This is a genomic window from Ferruginibacter sp. HRS2-29 (genome assembly GCF_024343615.1).
In the GTDB taxonomy this organism is placed as follows: Bacteria; Bacteroidota; Bacteroidia; order Chitinophagales; family Chitinophagaceae; genus Ferruginibacter.
This window is the reverse complement of record NZ_RJUB01000009.1, coordinates 19,066-35,144: the sequence shown is the minus strand read 5'-3', so window position 1 is coordinate 35,144 and position 16,079 is coordinate 19,066. Positions and strand designations below refer to the sequence as shown.

Annotated in this window: 11 protein-coding genes; 3 read left to right on the top strand and 8 right to left on the bottom strand. The window is 44.3% G+C overall.

Annotated features, from left to right (window positions below):
- The first annotated feature begins 53 nt into the window (after positions 1-53).
- A complete protein-coding gene (locus EGI32_RS04930) occupies positions 54-1,049 on the top strand; it encodes an oxidoreductase (RefSeq protein WP_255154264.1) in 996 nt (331 codons plus the stop codon).
- Positions 1,050-1,178: 129 nt separating this feature from the next.
- Here EGI32_RS04930 and EGI32_RS04925 read toward each other — a convergent pair whose 3' ends face one another.
- Positions 1,179-1,511 (bottom strand): DMT family protein, encoded by a 333-nt coding sequence (locus EGI32_RS04925; RefSeq protein ID WP_255154263.1) that lies wholly within the window; start codon positions 1,509-1,511, stop codon positions 1,179-1,181.
- A gap of 213 nt (positions 1,512-1,724) precedes the next feature.
- Positions 1,725-5,240: a chromosome segregation protein SMC gene (gene smc, locus EGI32_RS04920; RefSeq protein WP_255154262.1), complete on the bottom strand. Its 3,516-nt coding sequence runs from the start codon at positions 5,238-5,240 to the stop codon at positions 1,725-1,727.
- A gap of 348 nt (positions 5,241-5,588) precedes the next feature.
- On the opposite strand from smc, the gene EGI32_RS04915 reads away from it, so the two are divergent.
- Positions 5,589-6,446, top strand: coding sequence for a hypothetical protein (locus EGI32_RS04915; protein WP_255154261.1), 858 nt, complete (start codon positions 5,589-5,591; stop codon positions 6,444-6,446).
- 99 nt (positions 6,447-6,545) lie between these two features.
- Here EGI32_RS04915 and EGI32_RS04910 read toward each other — a convergent pair whose 3' ends face one another.
- Positions 6,546-7,811, bottom strand: a complete 1,266-nt coding sequence (locus EGI32_RS04910) for a lipopolysaccharide assembly protein LapB (RefSeq protein WP_255154260.1) — start codon at positions 7,809-7,811, stop codon at positions 6,546-6,548.
- A gap of 192 nt (positions 7,812-8,003) precedes the next feature.
- On the opposite strand from EGI32_RS04910, the gene dnaG reads away from it, so the two are divergent.
- Positions 8,004-9,953, top strand: a complete 1,950-nt coding sequence (gene dnaG / locus EGI32_RS04905; protein WP_255154259.1) for a DNA primase — start codon at positions 8,004-8,006, stop codon at positions 9,951-9,953.
- Positions 9,954-10,144: 191 nt separating this feature from the next.
- On the opposite strand, the gene EGI32_RS04900 is transcribed toward dnaG, so the two are convergent.
- The 5 genes from EGI32_RS04900 to EGI32_RS04880 form a co-directional block, all read right to left on the bottom strand.
- Positions 10,145-10,798: a YdeI family protein gene (locus EGI32_RS04900; protein ID WP_255154258.1), complete on the bottom strand. Its 654-nt coding sequence runs from the start codon at positions 10,796-10,798 to the stop codon at positions 10,145-10,147.
- 306 nt (positions 10,799-11,104) lie between these two features.
- Entirely contained in the window at positions 11,105-11,920 is an 816-nt protein-coding gene (locus EGI32_RS04895) for a M48 family metallopeptidase (protein ID WP_255154257.1), read from the bottom strand.
- A gap of 217 nt (positions 11,921-12,137) precedes the next feature.
- Positions 12,138-12,785 (bottom strand): glycerol-3-phosphate 1-O-acyltransferase PlsY, encoded by a 648-nt coding sequence (gene plsY / locus EGI32_RS04890; protein WP_255154256.1) that lies wholly within the window; start codon positions 12,783-12,785, stop codon positions 12,138-12,140.
- An 80-nt stretch (positions 12,786-12,865) separates the two neighbouring features.
- Positions 12,866-13,690, bottom strand: a complete 825-nt coding sequence (prmA, locus tag EGI32_RS04885; protein ID WP_255154255.1) for a 50S ribosomal protein L11 methyltransferase — start codon at positions 13,688-13,690, stop codon at positions 12,866-12,868.
- Positions 13,690-16,056, bottom strand: coding sequence for a TIM-barrel domain-containing protein (locus EGI32_RS04880; RefSeq protein WP_255154254.1), 2,367 nt, complete (start codon positions 16,054-16,056; stop codon positions 13,690-13,692). The genes prmA and EGI32_RS04880 overlap by 1 nt, the downstream gene beginning before the upstream one ends.
- Positions 16,057-16,079 lie beyond the last annotated feature (23 nt).

Genomic DNA, 16,079 nt, shown 5'->3' with positions numbered 1-16,079 from the left:
GTTAATTTATTCATGCAGCAAAGATTTTATAATCTATCATTCAGGACAATTATATGAAGAAAATAATCATTTTGATACTCATTTCACTGGCGTTGGGCAACGTAAATGCTCAATCTGTGAAATTACTTACTAGTGGCACTAAAACCAGTATGCGTGGATTAAGCGTAGTGAACGATAAGATAGTATGGGCAAGCGGTAGTAATGGGACGGTGGCAGTAAGTGTCGATGGTGGCGAAAATTGGAAATGGATAACGGTAAAGGGTTATGAAAAAATGGATTTCAGGGATATAGAAGCATTTGATAAAAAGAACGCGGTGATCATGGGCATTGATTCGCCGGCTTACATTTTACGAACTACCGATGGTGGTGAAAACTGGACGAAAGTTTACCAGAATAATGATAAGGGTATCTTTCTGGATGCGATGGAATTCTGGAACGAACAAAGTGGTATCGTCATCGGCGACCCCATTGGCGGCCGGTTTTTCATCGCCCGTACATTCGATGGCGGTGTAAGCTGGCAGGATCTTCCTTTTGGTAAACGGCCGGTTGCCGATAGCGGCGAAGTCTGTTTTGCCAGCAGTGGTACCAATATCCGCAAGCTCAACAGGTCGGAAGCTATCTTCATCAGTGGCGGAATTGTTTCCAATGTTTTTATCAGGGATAAAAAAATAAAACTTCCGTTGCTCCAAGGCAAGGAAAGCACGGGTGCCAATTCCATCGCGGTGAAGGATAGCAAAACATTCATGGTGGCGGGGGGCGATTTTACAACAAAAGACAGCAGCAACCTGAATTGTGTATATACAACCGATGGCGGAACGAGCTGGCAAACCCCGCTAAAAAATCCCTCCGGGTACCGTAGCTGCGTAGAATATTGCGGAAAACAAAAATGGATCACCTGCGGTTTGAATGGCGTTGACATCAGCACGGATGATGGAAAAACATTTACATCCATTAGTACCACCGGCTTTCATGTGGTGCGAAAAGCAAAAAAAGGCAAGGCAGTATTTTTTGCGGGAGGTGGCGGAAGGATCGGGAAATTGAACCCCTAAATCCCCTAAAGGGGACTTCGACCGAAGCGAAAATTACGCGTAGACTGAACCCTAAAAATATTTTGTCATTGCTCCTTTCGCGGTTATTCTCCGCTGCGGTAAAGCCCCCCTTAGGGGATTTAGGGTTCGTCACTTCTTAAACATAAAATAAACGGCGCCCAGCAGGAACGCGAAGCTTACCAGGTATTTCCAGTGGAATGGCTCCTTCAGCCAGAATACAGCGAACAGGGAAAACACCACCAGCGTGATCACTTCCTGTGTCATCTTCAGTTGAAACCCGCTGAAGCCGTTCTGAAAGCCGATCCTGTTGGCAGGTACCATGAAACAATATTCAAAAAAAGCGATCCCCCAGCAAAGCAGGATGAGTTTCCAGGTGGGAAGGGTACTTGTTTTTGTATTGCCATACCACGCATAGGTCATGAAGAAATTGGAGGTGGTGAGGAGGAGGATGGTTTTAAGCATATTTTTTTATTACACGAATTATTACTAATTGCACGAATTACACGAATTATTTTACGGACACAAATTTCATTTATTAAATGGATGAACCAAAAAGATTAATGGCGTAGTTTACTAACATATGAATTTACTCAAATACAATGCCCCAAAAATAAACCCCGCAATGCGGGGTTTTATAATTCGTGTAATCCGTGCAATTCGCAAAATTCGTGTTATTTAATTCAAACTCCTGAAATCCACCGGCACCAGCTTACTCACACCTGCCTCCTGCATCGTTACACCGTAGATCACATCTACAGCGCTCATGGTTTGTTTGTTGTGCGTAACAATGATGAACTGCGAATTTTCGCTGAACTGTTTGATCATGTTGGTGAACTTACCAACGTTAGCGTCATCCAGCGGCGCATCCACCTCATCGAGGATACAGAACGGGGCCGGCTTGATCAGGTAGATCGCAAACAACAATGCCGTAGCGGTAAGGGTCTTTTCTCCCCCACTCAGCTGGCCGATACTGCTAGGACGTTTTCCTTTAGGTTTGGCAACAATGTCGATACCAGTCTCAGCAAGGTTTTCGGGATCTACCAGCACCATGTCTGCGGTATCTTCATCGGTAAACAATGCTTTGAACACTTTCTGGAAATTCTCCCTTGTCTGGTTGAACGTATCCAGGAATTGCTGATTGGCCGTAGCTTCCACTTCCTGTATCGTCTGCATCAGGCTGTCTTTCGCCGTTACAAGATCATCTTTTTGTTCGAGGATGAATTCGTAACGTTTCTTCATTTCCGTATATGCTTCGATCGCAGTCGGGTTTACCTCACCCATATTTTCCAAACGCTTTTTCATACGCTCGTTCTTTTCCTGCAGGTCTTCCAGCGCAACATCACCGGTACGTGGCTGATCGATGATCTCATCAAGGTCCACTTTGAACTCAACGCTCAGGCGTTCTTTCATACCTGCAAGCTGCAATTTGAGATCAGTTAATTTATCTTTTATTTCGTTCAGTAAATGATCGATCCCTTCTTTCGATTTCTGCTTGTGCCTCAGCTCACTTTCCTTTTCGGTAAGCGCATTACGCAGGTTATAATATTCCTGGTCGGCTTCGTTCAGTTTCTTTTCCTCCGCATCCTTATTCTGGAACATCGTTACCACCAGCAACTCCAGCTCTTTCAGCACATCGGCTGTTTCTTCAATACTGGTAGCAGCTTCTGTCAGTTGACTGTTGCTGCTTTCCACCTGTACCGTCAGTTCTCGAAGCTGATTGCTCTTGAACTCCAACTCCTGTTTTAAGGATACCACTTTACTCTGCTGCTTCGTAAACTGCAGGTTGCTGTCATTGTAAGTAGTGGTGGCAAAATTATATTCCTGTTCCGCTGAAGCGTAATCCAGCTCGATCGCCTGCAATTTATCAGCAAGTTCTTCCAGCTGCGTATTGAATTTATCCAGCTCATCCCTGGTAGTAGAGATCGCTTCCCTGTTATTATCCAGTTGTGTGCTGAGCTCTTCTACCCTGTTGGTGCTGGTAGTTTCCAGGTGGTGCAGGTTTTCGATCTTGTTTTGTAAAGAGAAAACAAGATTGGTCAGGTTGTTGATGTCCTGCTGAGTCTGCTTGATGGCATTTTCTTTCAGTTGTTCGTTGAAAGAGATCACTTCGTTATGACGTTGCTGGATATCGGCTTTCAGACCATTTACGATAGCATGCTGCGCCGCAATTTCTTCCTGTAATTTTTCAAGGTTCTTTGCACGGCCGATCTTTTTGCCTTCAAATAATCCTACACTTCCGCCGGTAATGGAATATTTTCCTTTTACATATTTACCTGTCTTTTCCAATACTACAGCGCCATTGCTGTTTTCCAATGCATCTTCGCTTTCCGCGATGAAAACATTGCCCAGCAGGTGTTGCGCCAGTTTTGAATATTGTCCGTCGATCTCTATCACATCCAATGCAGGAATCGTATTCGCGGGTTGATGTGTTTCCACAGCATCCTGGAATTTATCCAGCAGGAAGAAATTGGCCTTTCCTTTTTTATTATCATCCAACAGATGAACGGCCTGCAAACCCTCTTTCAGGTTGTTTACAACGTAATAGTTCAGGTATGGCTCCAGCACGTTTTCCACTGCTGCCCTGTACTGTTCTTTTACATAAATGATATCGGATAGCAACGGCGCAGTGTGGTTCCAGCCTTCGTTCTTGTGCAGGAATTTTACGCTTTCAGGATAACCTTCCATGCTGTCGACAAGGCTTTTCAGCAGATCGTGCTCATTTGTTTTAGCATCCAACTTGCGGCTTTCTTCCGCAAGGTTATTACGCATCCCTTCCATGAGGTTTTGCGTCTGCAATATCTGTTCTTTGGTTTGTTCGTGTTGTTGTTGTAACTGTTCGAGGTCAGACTTTTTCAGTTCCAGTTCTTCTTCTTTCACTTTTTTATCTGCCTCCAGTTCTTTCAGCTGTGCCTGGCGCTGCGATTTTTCTTCCTGGATCTGGGCGATGGTACGCTGCAGGTTCTGGATAGAAGTATCGGCGATCGCCACTTTTTTCTCTGCATCAAACTGGTTGCGCTGTATCGCCTGGTTGTCGCGGCGCAATGTATCTATGGTGCTGCGCTTATCGTCGAACACACGGCGTTTGTCTTCCACCGCATCTTTCAGGTCCTGTAATTTTTCTTCCAGTTCTTCCACCTTCACCTGTTCATCAGCGATCTGGGCACCGGTAAAGCTGATGCTTTCTTCCAGCCCTTTCAGTTGCCCGCCCGCTTTCTGCAGGAAATCATCCAGGTTCGCTTTCCTTTCCTTCAGGTATTGAAGGCGTTGTGTGCTGAGGTTCTTTTCGTTTTCCTTATTGCGCACTTTATCCAGCATTTCGTTGTAAGAATGCTGCATCTGCTGCAAGGCTTTTTCCTTTTCCACAAAAGCCAGCTTTTCACTTTCCAGCGCCGCATCTTCTTTGGCGATAGACGTTTCGAGTTCGATACGTTTATCCACTTCCTGCTGCTGCTGCTCATTGAGCTCCTTGTAGGTCACATTAAAACCTTCGAGGGCTGCTTTGGCCAGCTCGATGCTGACTTCCTTATATTCCTTTTTTATTTCAAAATATTTCTCTGCTTTCCTGGCCTGGCTTTCGAGACTTTTCAGCTGGTTGTTGATCTCAAACAACAGATCTTCAATACGGGCAAGATCCTGCTCCGTTGCATCCAGCTTCAGTTTGGCTTCCTTTTTACGTGTTTTGTAAATAGTGATGCCCGCAGCCTGTTCCAGCATTTTCCTACGGCTGTTTTCCTTATCCTTGATGATATCATCTACCATCCCCAATTCGATGATGGCATAACTATCGGTGCTCACACCGGTATCCATGAACAGGTTATGGATATCTTTCAAACGGCAGGCTACATCGTTGAGGCGATACTCGCTTTCACCACTTTTGTAATATTTACGGGTAATGGTGACGGTATTGAACTCCGTTGGCAACAGGTTCTTGGTATTTTCAAACGTGAGGCTCACTTCGGCAAGGCCGCTGGCGCTACGCGATTTGCTTCCATTGAAGACGAGGCTCTCGAGGTTTTCACTACGAAGGTTACTGATCTTATGTTCCCCGATCACCCAGCGGATACTGTCGATAATATTACTTTTTCCGCAGCCGTTCGGCCCGATAACCCCGGTGATGCCCTCGTCGAAATTCAACACGGTCTTATCGGCAAAACTTTTAAATCCTTTGATTTCTAGACTCTTTAAACGCACTATTTTCTGTTTTAAGTAAGACGGCAAATATAATTTAACTCACGGTAAGATGCAGGGAGGCTATAGTGTATTTATACCGAGTTATTCACAGGGGGAGGGTAAAAATGTGGAAAGGTTGTGAATAGATGCTGGTTGCTGGAAATACTGCTATAAATGGCTTTGTGATATTTCCAGGTTTAATGACGAATTATGGACATAGTATAGAAAATAGCAATGTATTTACAAAAATAAGAACCCGCATCCAGTGACCAGCATACGCTTTACGAAAGCAATCGTAAATGTTAAAATATTTCCATTTATTCTAAAATAGACTTTCCCCCATTATTTTTACAGCCTAAAAACAGACCAATGAAATTATTTTTACTGCTTTCCCTGGTTACGGGAAGCCTTGCGGCAGCGGCCCAGCCAAAATTGATCTCCCAGGCTACCGTTACCACCACTACTACCGTGATTGCTCCGGAAGAAGACGAATTACAGAATGTTCAGAACCAGGGGGCCGGCGGGCCCGGCCAGATGTTCCGGAATTTTGGCGACGGAGAAACAAAGTCGACCACCTATCTCAAGAACGACCTGGTGAAAACCATCATCAAGACTGATATGGGGCGCTCTACGATCATCCGCAACAACAACACCAAAGTTACTACCACCCTGCTGGAAATGATGGGTCGCAAAACCGGTTTTTATGTATCCGACGAAGAGCAGGCGCAGATGCGCAAAAGGATGGACAGCATGATGCAGAACCGCAAAGTGGATAGCGGTGCTACCGTAAGGACAAGGCCGGCTTCCAGCGAAAACAAGATCGAAGTGCATACCACTGATGAAACCAAAAAAATTGCCGGTTACACCTGTAAAAAAGCATACGTGGTTACTACAAGGATCCTTGGTATCAAAGATTCAAACGCTATCTGGTATACACCAGAGATAAAATTGCAGAACCTCCATTCAACCGGTGGTACCATGGGTTTCGGTGGGTTCGGCTCTACCAACGGGTTTGATAAAGTAGATGGTTTTGTAATGGCTTACGAAGCCAAAATGCCCCGCGGAAGAAAAATGACCGTTGAAGTAAGTAAGATCGATATCAGCAAAGAAATAGCAGATAAAGAATTCGAAATTCCGAAAGATTTTGAAGTAAAGCCGATGAAAGAAATGCAGAATATGTTTGGCGGCGGACAAGGCGGAAGAGTGGAATTGAGGATGGGACAGTAATCAATTACGAATTCTCAAGCAAGAATTAAGAATTATAAAAACGAGAGGCCCTTTCAATTGAAAGGGCCTCATTCGTAATTCGTAATTGAACATTCGTAATTAATTCGGCAGTCCTGCTTTCACTTTCTCATACTCCGCTACTTTAGCCTTATCCCCTTTCATGCCATAAATCTCGATCAGGTAACCCACGATGATCTTCTGGTTACCTTTCTGAATACCTTTCAGGGTTGGTTGTTCAGAGTAATATTTCAGCGCTTTTTCTGCATAAGGGATCAGTTCATCCATTTTCGCATTTGCCTGTTTTTTAAGTTCAGCCTTCTTTTTCACATCTTCAGGTTTGGTGCCTTTTACCATTACTGCAGCACTGCTGAGGTCGGCTGCAATGTTGTAAAGATGGTTTGTCATCAACACGGTAGCATCCACGCCTTTATCATATTTGATGGCCTGAGTAAGCACTGAGGTCAGCTTTGCTTTTGCGGCAACAGGATCTTTAGGCTTGCCATCATTGCCATACAAGCTGTTGTAATATTCTACCGCATAGTTGTAATTCAGGTTGTAATTGGAAGGGTTTTTCGCCAGTAATTCGTCGTATTTCGCGTACAAAGCTGTTTTGTCTTCCGTATTTTTTGGAACGGTATTCAATTCCACTTCATCCCAGAATTCATTTTCGGGATATTTTGCCCTTGCCTGTGTAAGCAATGGTTGCAGGTTGGCCTGGTCGTTTGCTTTTGCATAATAATCTGCCAGGAACTGGTATACTTCCAGGTACCCCGGGCCTGCGATGCCGGCATCTACTATCTTTTTGTAATAGGCCGCTGCTTCACTTGTTTTTTTTGCCTGCGTAGCCGCGATAGCCACGTTGAGGATAAGAGATGTGTCAATCGCGGAAACATTTGTCTCTTTATAAGTGATCTTTTTGCTGTTGATATATTCCCTTACTTCCAATGCCTTTTTGAAAGCGTTGGTAGAATTATCGAAATCTTTTTTATTAAAGAATGTCGCTCCAAGGTCATAAAAACCATAATAAAGATTCAGAAAAGAAGCATTTTCTTCTTCCTTCATCCTGGTATCTTTTGCGTCGAGTACCTGGTATTTTTTGAACGCGTCGAAAGAAGTACTTTTCAATCCCATCGCTTCAATACGTGGATTAACGGTGTCGTAAGACAAAGCATTGTATATCCTCCCTTTGTAATACCAGGCATCGGCAGATGATTCGTTTTTAGGTTCTGCCAGGAACTTGTCTACACTTGTTTTCGCATCAGCATACTTATTAAGCAATACCAATGTACCGATGTCTTTCAGTGACTGTGCAAACAGCGGAGCCGAAACAGCAAACAGTATCGAAAGCATAAAAATTTTCTTCATGTGTGTTTTGTTTTTTGTGACGTTAAAGATATCAGTAAATCCCGAAAAACAGGATATTTAAATGGTTAAAAGTTGAAGGTTGAAGGTTGAAAGTTTTCCCGGTCAGTAAGTATTTTCGGATGTTGAAGTATTGTCACATCGTCAGTTGACTTTCAACCTTGAACTTTCAACCTTTTGAACTAGTTTTACATCTTGATCAGCCAGGAAACCATACAGCAGATACTCAGCCGCATCGATATCATCGATATTGTGGGCTCGTTTGTAAAATTGAAGAAACGTGGGGTGAATTATCTCGGCCTCTGCCCTTTTCACAACGAAAAATCCCCGTCGTTCACCGTTTCCCCTACCAAAGAGATCTACAAATGTTTCGGCTGCGGCAAAAGCGGCAACAGCATCGGCTTTCTCATGGAACTGGAAAAATACAGTTATGTGGAAGCGCTTAAATGGCTGGCCAATAAATACAATGTAGAAATAGAGGAAACCGAAGTAAGCCCGGAGGTAAAACTCACGCAGCAAACTGCCGACAGCCTGTACATCATCAACAGTTTTGCGCAGAAATATTTTTCTGATTCCCTTTTCAATACCGAAGAAGGACAGGATGTGGCGATGAGTTACCTCAAAGAGCGGGGTTTCCGGGAAGAGATCATCCGCAAATTCCAGATAGGTTATAATCTCTCCGGGGGTAAGTCTTTGGCAACGGCTGCCACGGCCGCACAATACAACCCGGAAAACCTGAAAAAAAGCGGGTTGATCGTAAACCGTGATGATCGCGGCATGCTGGACAATTATCGTGGACGTATCATTTTCCCGATTCACAACCAGAGCGGGAAAGTGCTGGGTTTTGGCGCAAGGGTGATCAAGACCAATGACAAAGCGCCGAAATATATCAACACGCCCGAGAATGAGATATATGTAAAAAGCAAGATACTTTACGGCTCCTATTTTGCCAGGATGGCAATTGATAAGGCAGATGAATGCCTGCTGGTAGAAGGTTATACCGATGTGGTGAGCCTGCACCAGGCCGGTGTGGAAAATGTGGTGGCGAGTGGAGGTACTTCATTGACACCGGACCAGTTGAGGCTGATAAAAAAATACACCAACAATCTCACGATCATTTACGATGGCGATGGCGCCGGTGTGAAAGCAGCGCTCCGCGGAATGGACCTGGCGCTTGAAGAAGGCCTTAATGTAAGGCTGGTATTGATCCCTGATAAGGAAGACCCGGATAGTTATGTAAATAAAGTGGGCGCCGAAGCGTTTCGCGAATTTGTAAGGGTCAATAAAAAAGATTTCATCCTCTTTCAGCTGGAAGTGTCGCTGAAAGATGCCGGCAATGATTCTTCGCAAAAGTCACAGATCGTGAACCAGATTGCGGAAACATTGTCGAAGATCACCAAGACAGAAGAATTTACACGCCGGCAGGATTATATCAAGCAGGTGTCGGAAATACTCAAGATCGAAGAAAGCGGGCTCAATAATCTTGTCAATAAATTCATTCGTGATAAAGTTACCAAAGACGAACAACGTTCTTTCCGCAGTGAGCAGCCTGCACTGGTAATTCCCGATGGCATGCCGGAAGAAACGCCGATGGACGAAGTGCTCAACCTGTTTAACAGGGATGAGATGAACGAGCGTGCCATGGTACGCAGCCTGCTGGAATTTGGTGTAAAAAAATGGAACGAAGAGCAAAGTGTGGCGGAATATCTTTTTACGCAGATAGCCGAAAACGAACTGGATAAGATGATGGAGAATAAAGAGCTCGTCAACATTTATGAACTCTATAAAACCTGGTACAACGAAGGATTGAACCCGAATGCCAAGAGTTTTTTATACCACGAAGACCCATCGATCAACCACCTGGTGATCACTATCATGGACTCCAATACAGAGATAAGCCCTAAATGGAAAGAGCATTTTGAAGGGCATATCCCTACACGCGAAGACCTTTTCCGGGAAGAAGTGACTTCTACCCTTAATTACCTGAAGCTGCGCAAGATCAAAAAACTGATCGAAGAGAACCAACGCGAACTGGAGCATGCCACTAACCAGGACGAGCAAATGCTTTTCCTGCAAACGCATCAGCATTTGAAACAGATGGAGATAGACCTTACGAGGCAGCTGGGAACGGTGATCATCAAGTGATGCAGGAAGCAAGATGCTGGATACTGGTTGCTGGTTATTTTAGCGAAGCATACGTCATTAGTATCTAAACCGAATAATTCACGGTCGGGTATATCCATCATATAACTTCCAGAAAAAATCCCCGCCAAACAGCGAGGATCAAAATCTTACAAAATATCAGTGAAATCTAAATAATCAATAAAATATGCGATTTATTTCGCCGATGGGCTCATCTTGCCCGTATTCAATTTTTCCATCACCGCGTCGAGGCGGCGTGTTTTGGTTTCTTCTTTTTTAGCACCGGCGATAAATTCCACATATTCCTTCTTATTGGTAAAAGAAAGGCTGTCGAAGAAAATACTGGCGGGTTTGTTCTTTTTGAACAAGACTTTGAGTTCTTCCGGTACCGAAATATTCTTGGCCACTTTCAGCGATTGCTGCGTAGCTACGGGTGATTTTGTTTTAGTAACCTTGCTCCAAGCTTTAGGCATAAAACGCATGGCCCTCCATACGTTATCCAGTTCTACCTCATGCATAGCTTCAAGCTCAAAGCATTGGATACACTCCCAGCTATGATCGCGGGTAAGGTCGCTGGCTATCTTGGCAGCCACTTTTGGATACGCGATCCAGAAATTTGGCTGATCGGCCATCGCTGGCAATACATCTGTAAGAATATCTACCAGTTGTTTTTTATTTACAGCAAAAACGAGTGCGAAATCTATCCGGCGGCTTCTTAAAAGAGGCGTTACGCTTTTTGCAAAATTCAATTTCAGGAACTGTTTTTCTATGGAAGAAGGCAATCCTTGTATCAGCAGGTTCTTCTCGTTCTTCAATTGCAATTTTTCAAACATCGTTTCTAACGCCATGATAAAACTATTTAGTTAAAAGTGTATAATGCCCCTAATGCACGAATGCAGATGAACCCCAAAGGGCATTTTACCGGCAAAGCAGATCATTAGAGTGTACAAAAGTAAGGCTTTTTGAGCAAAAACGGTAGTCCCGGTCAAAAAAAACTCCGTGAAACCACGGAGAATGTTGATATATTGAGATATTTTATAATTGGTGGATGCTGGATCCTGGTTACCGGATATTTCCTTATTTATAAAGTGCATTATTAAATCTCACTTCAATTATCATGACCTACCAGCATCTGGTAACCAGCATCCAGCAAACTATTTCTTAATGGGCTTGTAGTAAGACAACGCTTCAGGCATATACTTCTGGATCTGCGCTATCCTGGCATCATCAGCCGGGTGAGTCGATAAGAACACCGGTGGTTTTTGAGCGCCGGCCGAAGCTGCCGCCATCCTCTGCCAGAAACTTACCGCCTCCTGTGGATTGTAGCCTGCTATCGCCGCGAATATCAACCCGTAGTGATCGGCTTCATATTCCTGCTTGCGTGAATTTGGCAATAAAACGCCTACTTGTGCAGCCGGGGCAAATACATTGTTAAATAAGGCATTTGCCTGCGTCCTGTTTTGAGTGAAAATATTTCCAGCCACCTGCAGGCCCTGCGCCAATGCACCCTGGCTCATACGTTCGTTGCCATGATGTGCCACCGCGTGGGTGATCTCGTGACCAAGAACGATAGACAATGCCGCTTCATTTTGAGTGATCGGCAATAGGCCGGTATATACTACCACTTTACCACCCGGCATACACCAGGCATTCACTTCTTTATTATCTACAAGGTTGAATTCCCATTTGTAGTCTTTTAGTTCTGCGGAGATCTTTGGGTCTTTAGCGTAGTAGCTGGTGATCGCATTCGCGATACGCGTACCCACCCTTTTTACCATTTCGGCATCTTTACTGGAAGATTGGCTCACCACTTTATTCTCGCTGAGGAAAGACTGGTATTGAGATACAGCTTCCTGCTGCAAAGTTGATTCGGGGAAAAGCGCCAGCTGTTTTCTGCCGGTAACACCATTGGTGCTGCATGCGGCAAGAAGTGTGGAGGCGGTAATTGCTGATAGGAATAATTTTTTCATGTTTATGGGTTTTTGCTTTTGCAAACCTATAAACAATTGCTGTACCAAACTATTATTATCGTACGGAAGTGAAATAGTTTAACAAGGGGGAAGCCCGACCACAGACTACAGACCACGGACCACAGACAAAGGATGACGGATGTTTGAGAGGTGTAAAGAAGAACAGGGTTCCCGGTAACCGGAAACCCTGTTTATAAGTTGAAGATAAACTGGCTGATTATTTACGTCGTGATTTCCGGCGATCCCTGTGCTTCAGGATCGGAACACGGCTTTCCACACCACGAAGGATGCGGCCGATATTTTTCTGGTGGGTCAATACAACCATAGCAGCTACCAGTATGGCAAATACGCGATAAAGCACCACATCATCGTTCCAGATCCATAATACACAGATCGGCAGCATGACCGCTCCAAGGATGGAACTAAGGGAAACATATCTTGTAAGAAACAATACCAAAAGGAATACGCCTACACAGCTTACTGCAATGATGGGCTGGATGGCCAGCAGCATACCAAATAAGGTAGCCACTCCTTTGCCACCCTTAAAGTTGGCATAGATCGGGAACACATGCCCTAAGACCGCCGATAAACCCAGGCAGATCATAAGGTTTGTCCTTTCCAGCTCGTGATGTAAATAAAATGGAAGGAGGTTGAAAAGGGCAACCGCGGTCACACCTTTAAGAATGTCGATGATCATTACAATGGTACCGTATTTTGAACCCAGTACCCTGAAAGTATTGGTAGCACCCATATTGCCGCTACCGTAATCCCTGATATCTATGCCGAAAAACTTTCGGCTGACAAGTAATGCTGTAGGAATTGAACCAATTAAATAGGCACAAATGACGAGAATTAGTTCTTTCATTCGGAATCTTTAGATTGAGTTGATATTACAAACTTAAGGAAAAAAACGCAGTTCTTAAAGTTAAATTAACATTGGAGTTATCAACAGTCTGTGTACTTCGTTTTGATTGCCAACCAGTTATTGCGTTCAAAAACGCCGATTATGGCCAGATTATTGTTTTCCAGCCGCGGGATGATGATATCTTTATCAGTTGCCAGCAAGCCGCTGAACAGTACGACAGTATCGGGTTTGCATACGGCGGTAATGGCATCCAGGTTGGCCGTGATCACATTCAGGTTGATATTGGCCAGGATGATATCCGCTTTTACCGATGGTTCTATGGTTTCCGCCTTATACAGGTGTATGCGTTTACATGCGTTTGCATCGATATTTTCCCGCGAATTATCGATACTCCATTCGTCGTTGTCCAGCGCTTCGATCTTCTCCGCTCCCAGCTTTTCCGCCAGGATGGCCAGCACCCCGGTGCCCGTTCCGAAGTCGATGACGGTCTTGCCCGTAAAATCAATTTCGGCCATCTGCTCCATCATCAGGTAGGTAGTGGCGTGATGGCCGGTGCCAAAGCTCATTTTCGGAGTGATGACGATCTCGTGTTTTACTGTCGTGATCGGTTCGTGAAAAGAAGCCCTGATGGCCGCGAAATCATTCACCAGTACCGGCTCGAAAGAAGATTCCCACTGCTCGTTCCAGTTGCGGTTCTCCACAATTTCCTGGCAATATTTCAACCCCGGAAACAAACCCATGATATCGTAAAACCGCGGCTCCTGCCAGTCTTCTTCTTTGATGAACGCTTTAAGCGTACCCGGCGTTTCTTCAAAACCCTCGAAGCCTTCTTCACTGAGAAGGGCGATGAGTTGTTCCTGCTGTAATTTATCTTCTGGGGTGAAATCGAATTCTATGTAGTTCATTAAAATGTTTTTTTATCAAGTTGAAATTCAAAGATGACCGGCTTTCCGGAAAACTCAATGTTTATACCTGTATATAAAGAAGATGGCCTGGTAAGAAAGTAAGTATCCTTTACAATATCATATTCACTTATATCTTTTCCATTTATAGCACCGGTATTATAGTAATTAAGATCACCGGGTAACCGAATATGAATAATTCGTTTACCCATCTCTTTAGTTGATTTTATTGTGATCCTGCAGCGATTATTTTTTGTAATACCAGTGAAAGAAATTATTTCCCCTTTTACACCCTTTGTAACGCCATCATCCATGTATAAAATTCCTGTAGTCGAATCAGTCGAAGGGTAATAAATAGTTGTCACATCATTGAGAGAAAAGTTAGATGCTGAACCCCGATGAGAATCCGATGGTGTCAGGAAATGTATAAAGCTTCCTTCTTTCACATAAACCGGAATAGTTTCGAGAGACAGAGAATCGGAGGTTTTCCCTTTTTTTATATCGTTAGTCCTCAGATCATACCAATTCCCTTCGGGTAGATATACTTCCTTTATCTTTTTATTTTTCTGGGTAACAGGTGCAACTAAAATATTGTCGCCCCACATATATTCATCCGATATGTTTATTACAGCGGTATCGTGTGGAAAATGATAATACAGTGGCGCAACCAGTGGCGCTCCATAGGTTGCTTGCTTATAAGCCAGAGTATAATTATATGGCAATAGTAAATACCGCATTTTTATTGCATTTCTTGCATACGTTGCAAATGGCTCCGCAATCAACGCTGCCTCACTCGGAAAACTGAAAGTAGCCGTATCTACAGAATACAGCGCCGTTCCATGCGGACGAAAGATCGGCGTGAATGCCGCAAACTGCAGCCAGCGCACATACAATTCATTATCGCCCTCACCTCCTGCAAACCCGCCCGCATCTGCATGTGCATATGGAATGCCGCTCATGCTCATACCCAGCATGATGGGCAGTTGCGCCCTCAACCCGCTCCAGCTGCGGCTTACATCCCCACTCCAGGGAAAGATACCATAACGCTGTGTACCGGCAAAACCGCTGCGGTTGAGGCTAAACAGTCGTTTTGAAGGATATTCCTTCGCGTATTTTTCATACAGCATTTTCGTCCAGGTATGGCCGTAAAGATTATGCACTTCATCGGCTTTGAACAAACGTTTATTGAAACCGAGGTCTTTTAAATTGTGATAAAGATTGGCGGGATGTTTCTCCGGTTCTCCCAGGTCGCCCCACCAGGCTTCTACCCCGTTTTTCATTTGCGGCCTGTGTTTGCTCCAGAACCAATCCTGCGCATCTTTACGGAAAATATCTATGAGCCCGCCTGCGCCGAAATAAAAATCAGCGATCGTGTAAGGTTTATTGGTGCTATCAACAGCAAGGAAATTTTTAGAAGCAGTATAATTGGCAGATGATTTCACCACAAACGGTTCGGTGATCAGGATCGTCTGCACCTGTTGCTTTTTGAAATCCGCGATCATCTTTTTCGGATCGGGCCATTTCTTTTTATTCACCCAATCAAGATTGCCCATCGTTCCTTTGATGCTGTCGCCAAACCAGAAAAGATCGAAGATGATCGCATCCACCGGGATATTTTCGGATTGCATTTTTCCCAGGATGTCTTTTGCCTGTGCTTCGCTGGTATAGCCAAAGCGGCTCATCAGGTTGCCCAGCGCCCAACGCGGCGGCAGTGGCTGCGTGCCGGTGAGTTGGTTGTAACCCGCCAGTATCTCTTTATAATCCTTTCCAAAAATGACGTACACATTGAGTTCCCCGCTGCTGAAACCCACTTCAAGTATAGTACTATCCGATTTTCCTATATCAGCATATCCCTTGCTGGGATTGTCGAAGAAAAGGCCATATCCATCGGAAGTGGTAAAAAACGGGACGGAATAATTCAGGTTATCGGCACCTTCGCTGTAGCCATACCAGGGGTTGTTGTAAAGATTGAATTTATATCCACGACGGTTCAATGGCAATGCACGTTCGCCGCCACCAAACACTTTTTCCGTTTTTGAAAGCTGGAACCGAAAGCCATTGTTGCCGTCTTTTGTAAACGGTTGTATCTGTCCTAAAAAATTTTCAAAAGAAAAAACGATCTTATCATCTTTTGCCTCAATGGCTTTCAAAGGTTGCCCCACAGAATTTGGCCGGGCAATGACAGCATCGCTGATGAGTTCATTGCGGGTATACCCCGTCGGTAAATAAACGAGTTTGTAAATATTACCGGAATATTTTATGCAGGTTACTTTGCCATTTGCCAGCTGGATGGTCTGCACAGGGGCTTCCTGTGCGCTGCTATTGCAAACGATCGTGAATATGAATATGAATGCGATGAAAAATTTCATACAGAAAATTTGCACAAAGTAAC

Coding starts and splice junctions, on each gene's coding strand:
- EGI32_RS04930 (WP_255154264.1), top strand. CDS start 54: ATGAAGAAAATAATCATTTTGATACTCATTTCACTGGCGTTGGGCAAC.
- EGI32_RS04925 (WP_255154263.1), bottom strand. CDS start 1,511: ATGCTTAAAACCATCCTCCTCCTCACCACCTCCAATTTCTTCATGACC.
- EGI32_RS04915 (WP_255154261.1), top strand. CDS start 5,589: ATGAAATTATTTTTACTGCTTTCCCTGGTTACGGGAAGCCTTGCGGCA.
- EGI32_RS04910 (WP_255154260.1), bottom strand. CDS start 7,811: ATGAAGAAAATTTTTATGCTTTCGATACTGTTTGCTGTTTCGGCTCCG.
- EGI32_RS04900 (WP_255154258.1), bottom strand. CDS start 10,798: ATGGCGTTAGAAACGATGTTTGAAAAATTGCAATTGAAGAACGAGAAG.
- EGI32_RS04895 (WP_255154257.1), bottom strand. CDS start 11,920: ATGAAAAAATTATTCCTATCAGCAATTACCGCCTCCACACTTCTTGCC.
- plsY (WP_255154256.1), bottom strand. CDS start 12,785: ATGAAAGAACTAATTCTCGTCATTTGTGCCTATTTAATTGGTTCAATT.
- prmA (WP_255154255.1), bottom strand. CDS start 13,690: ATGAACTACATAGAATTCGATTTCACCCCAGAAGATAAATTACAGCAG.
- EGI32_RS04880 (WP_255154254.1), bottom strand. CDS start 16,056: ATGAAATTTTTCATCGCATTCATATTCATATTCACGATCGTTTGCAAT.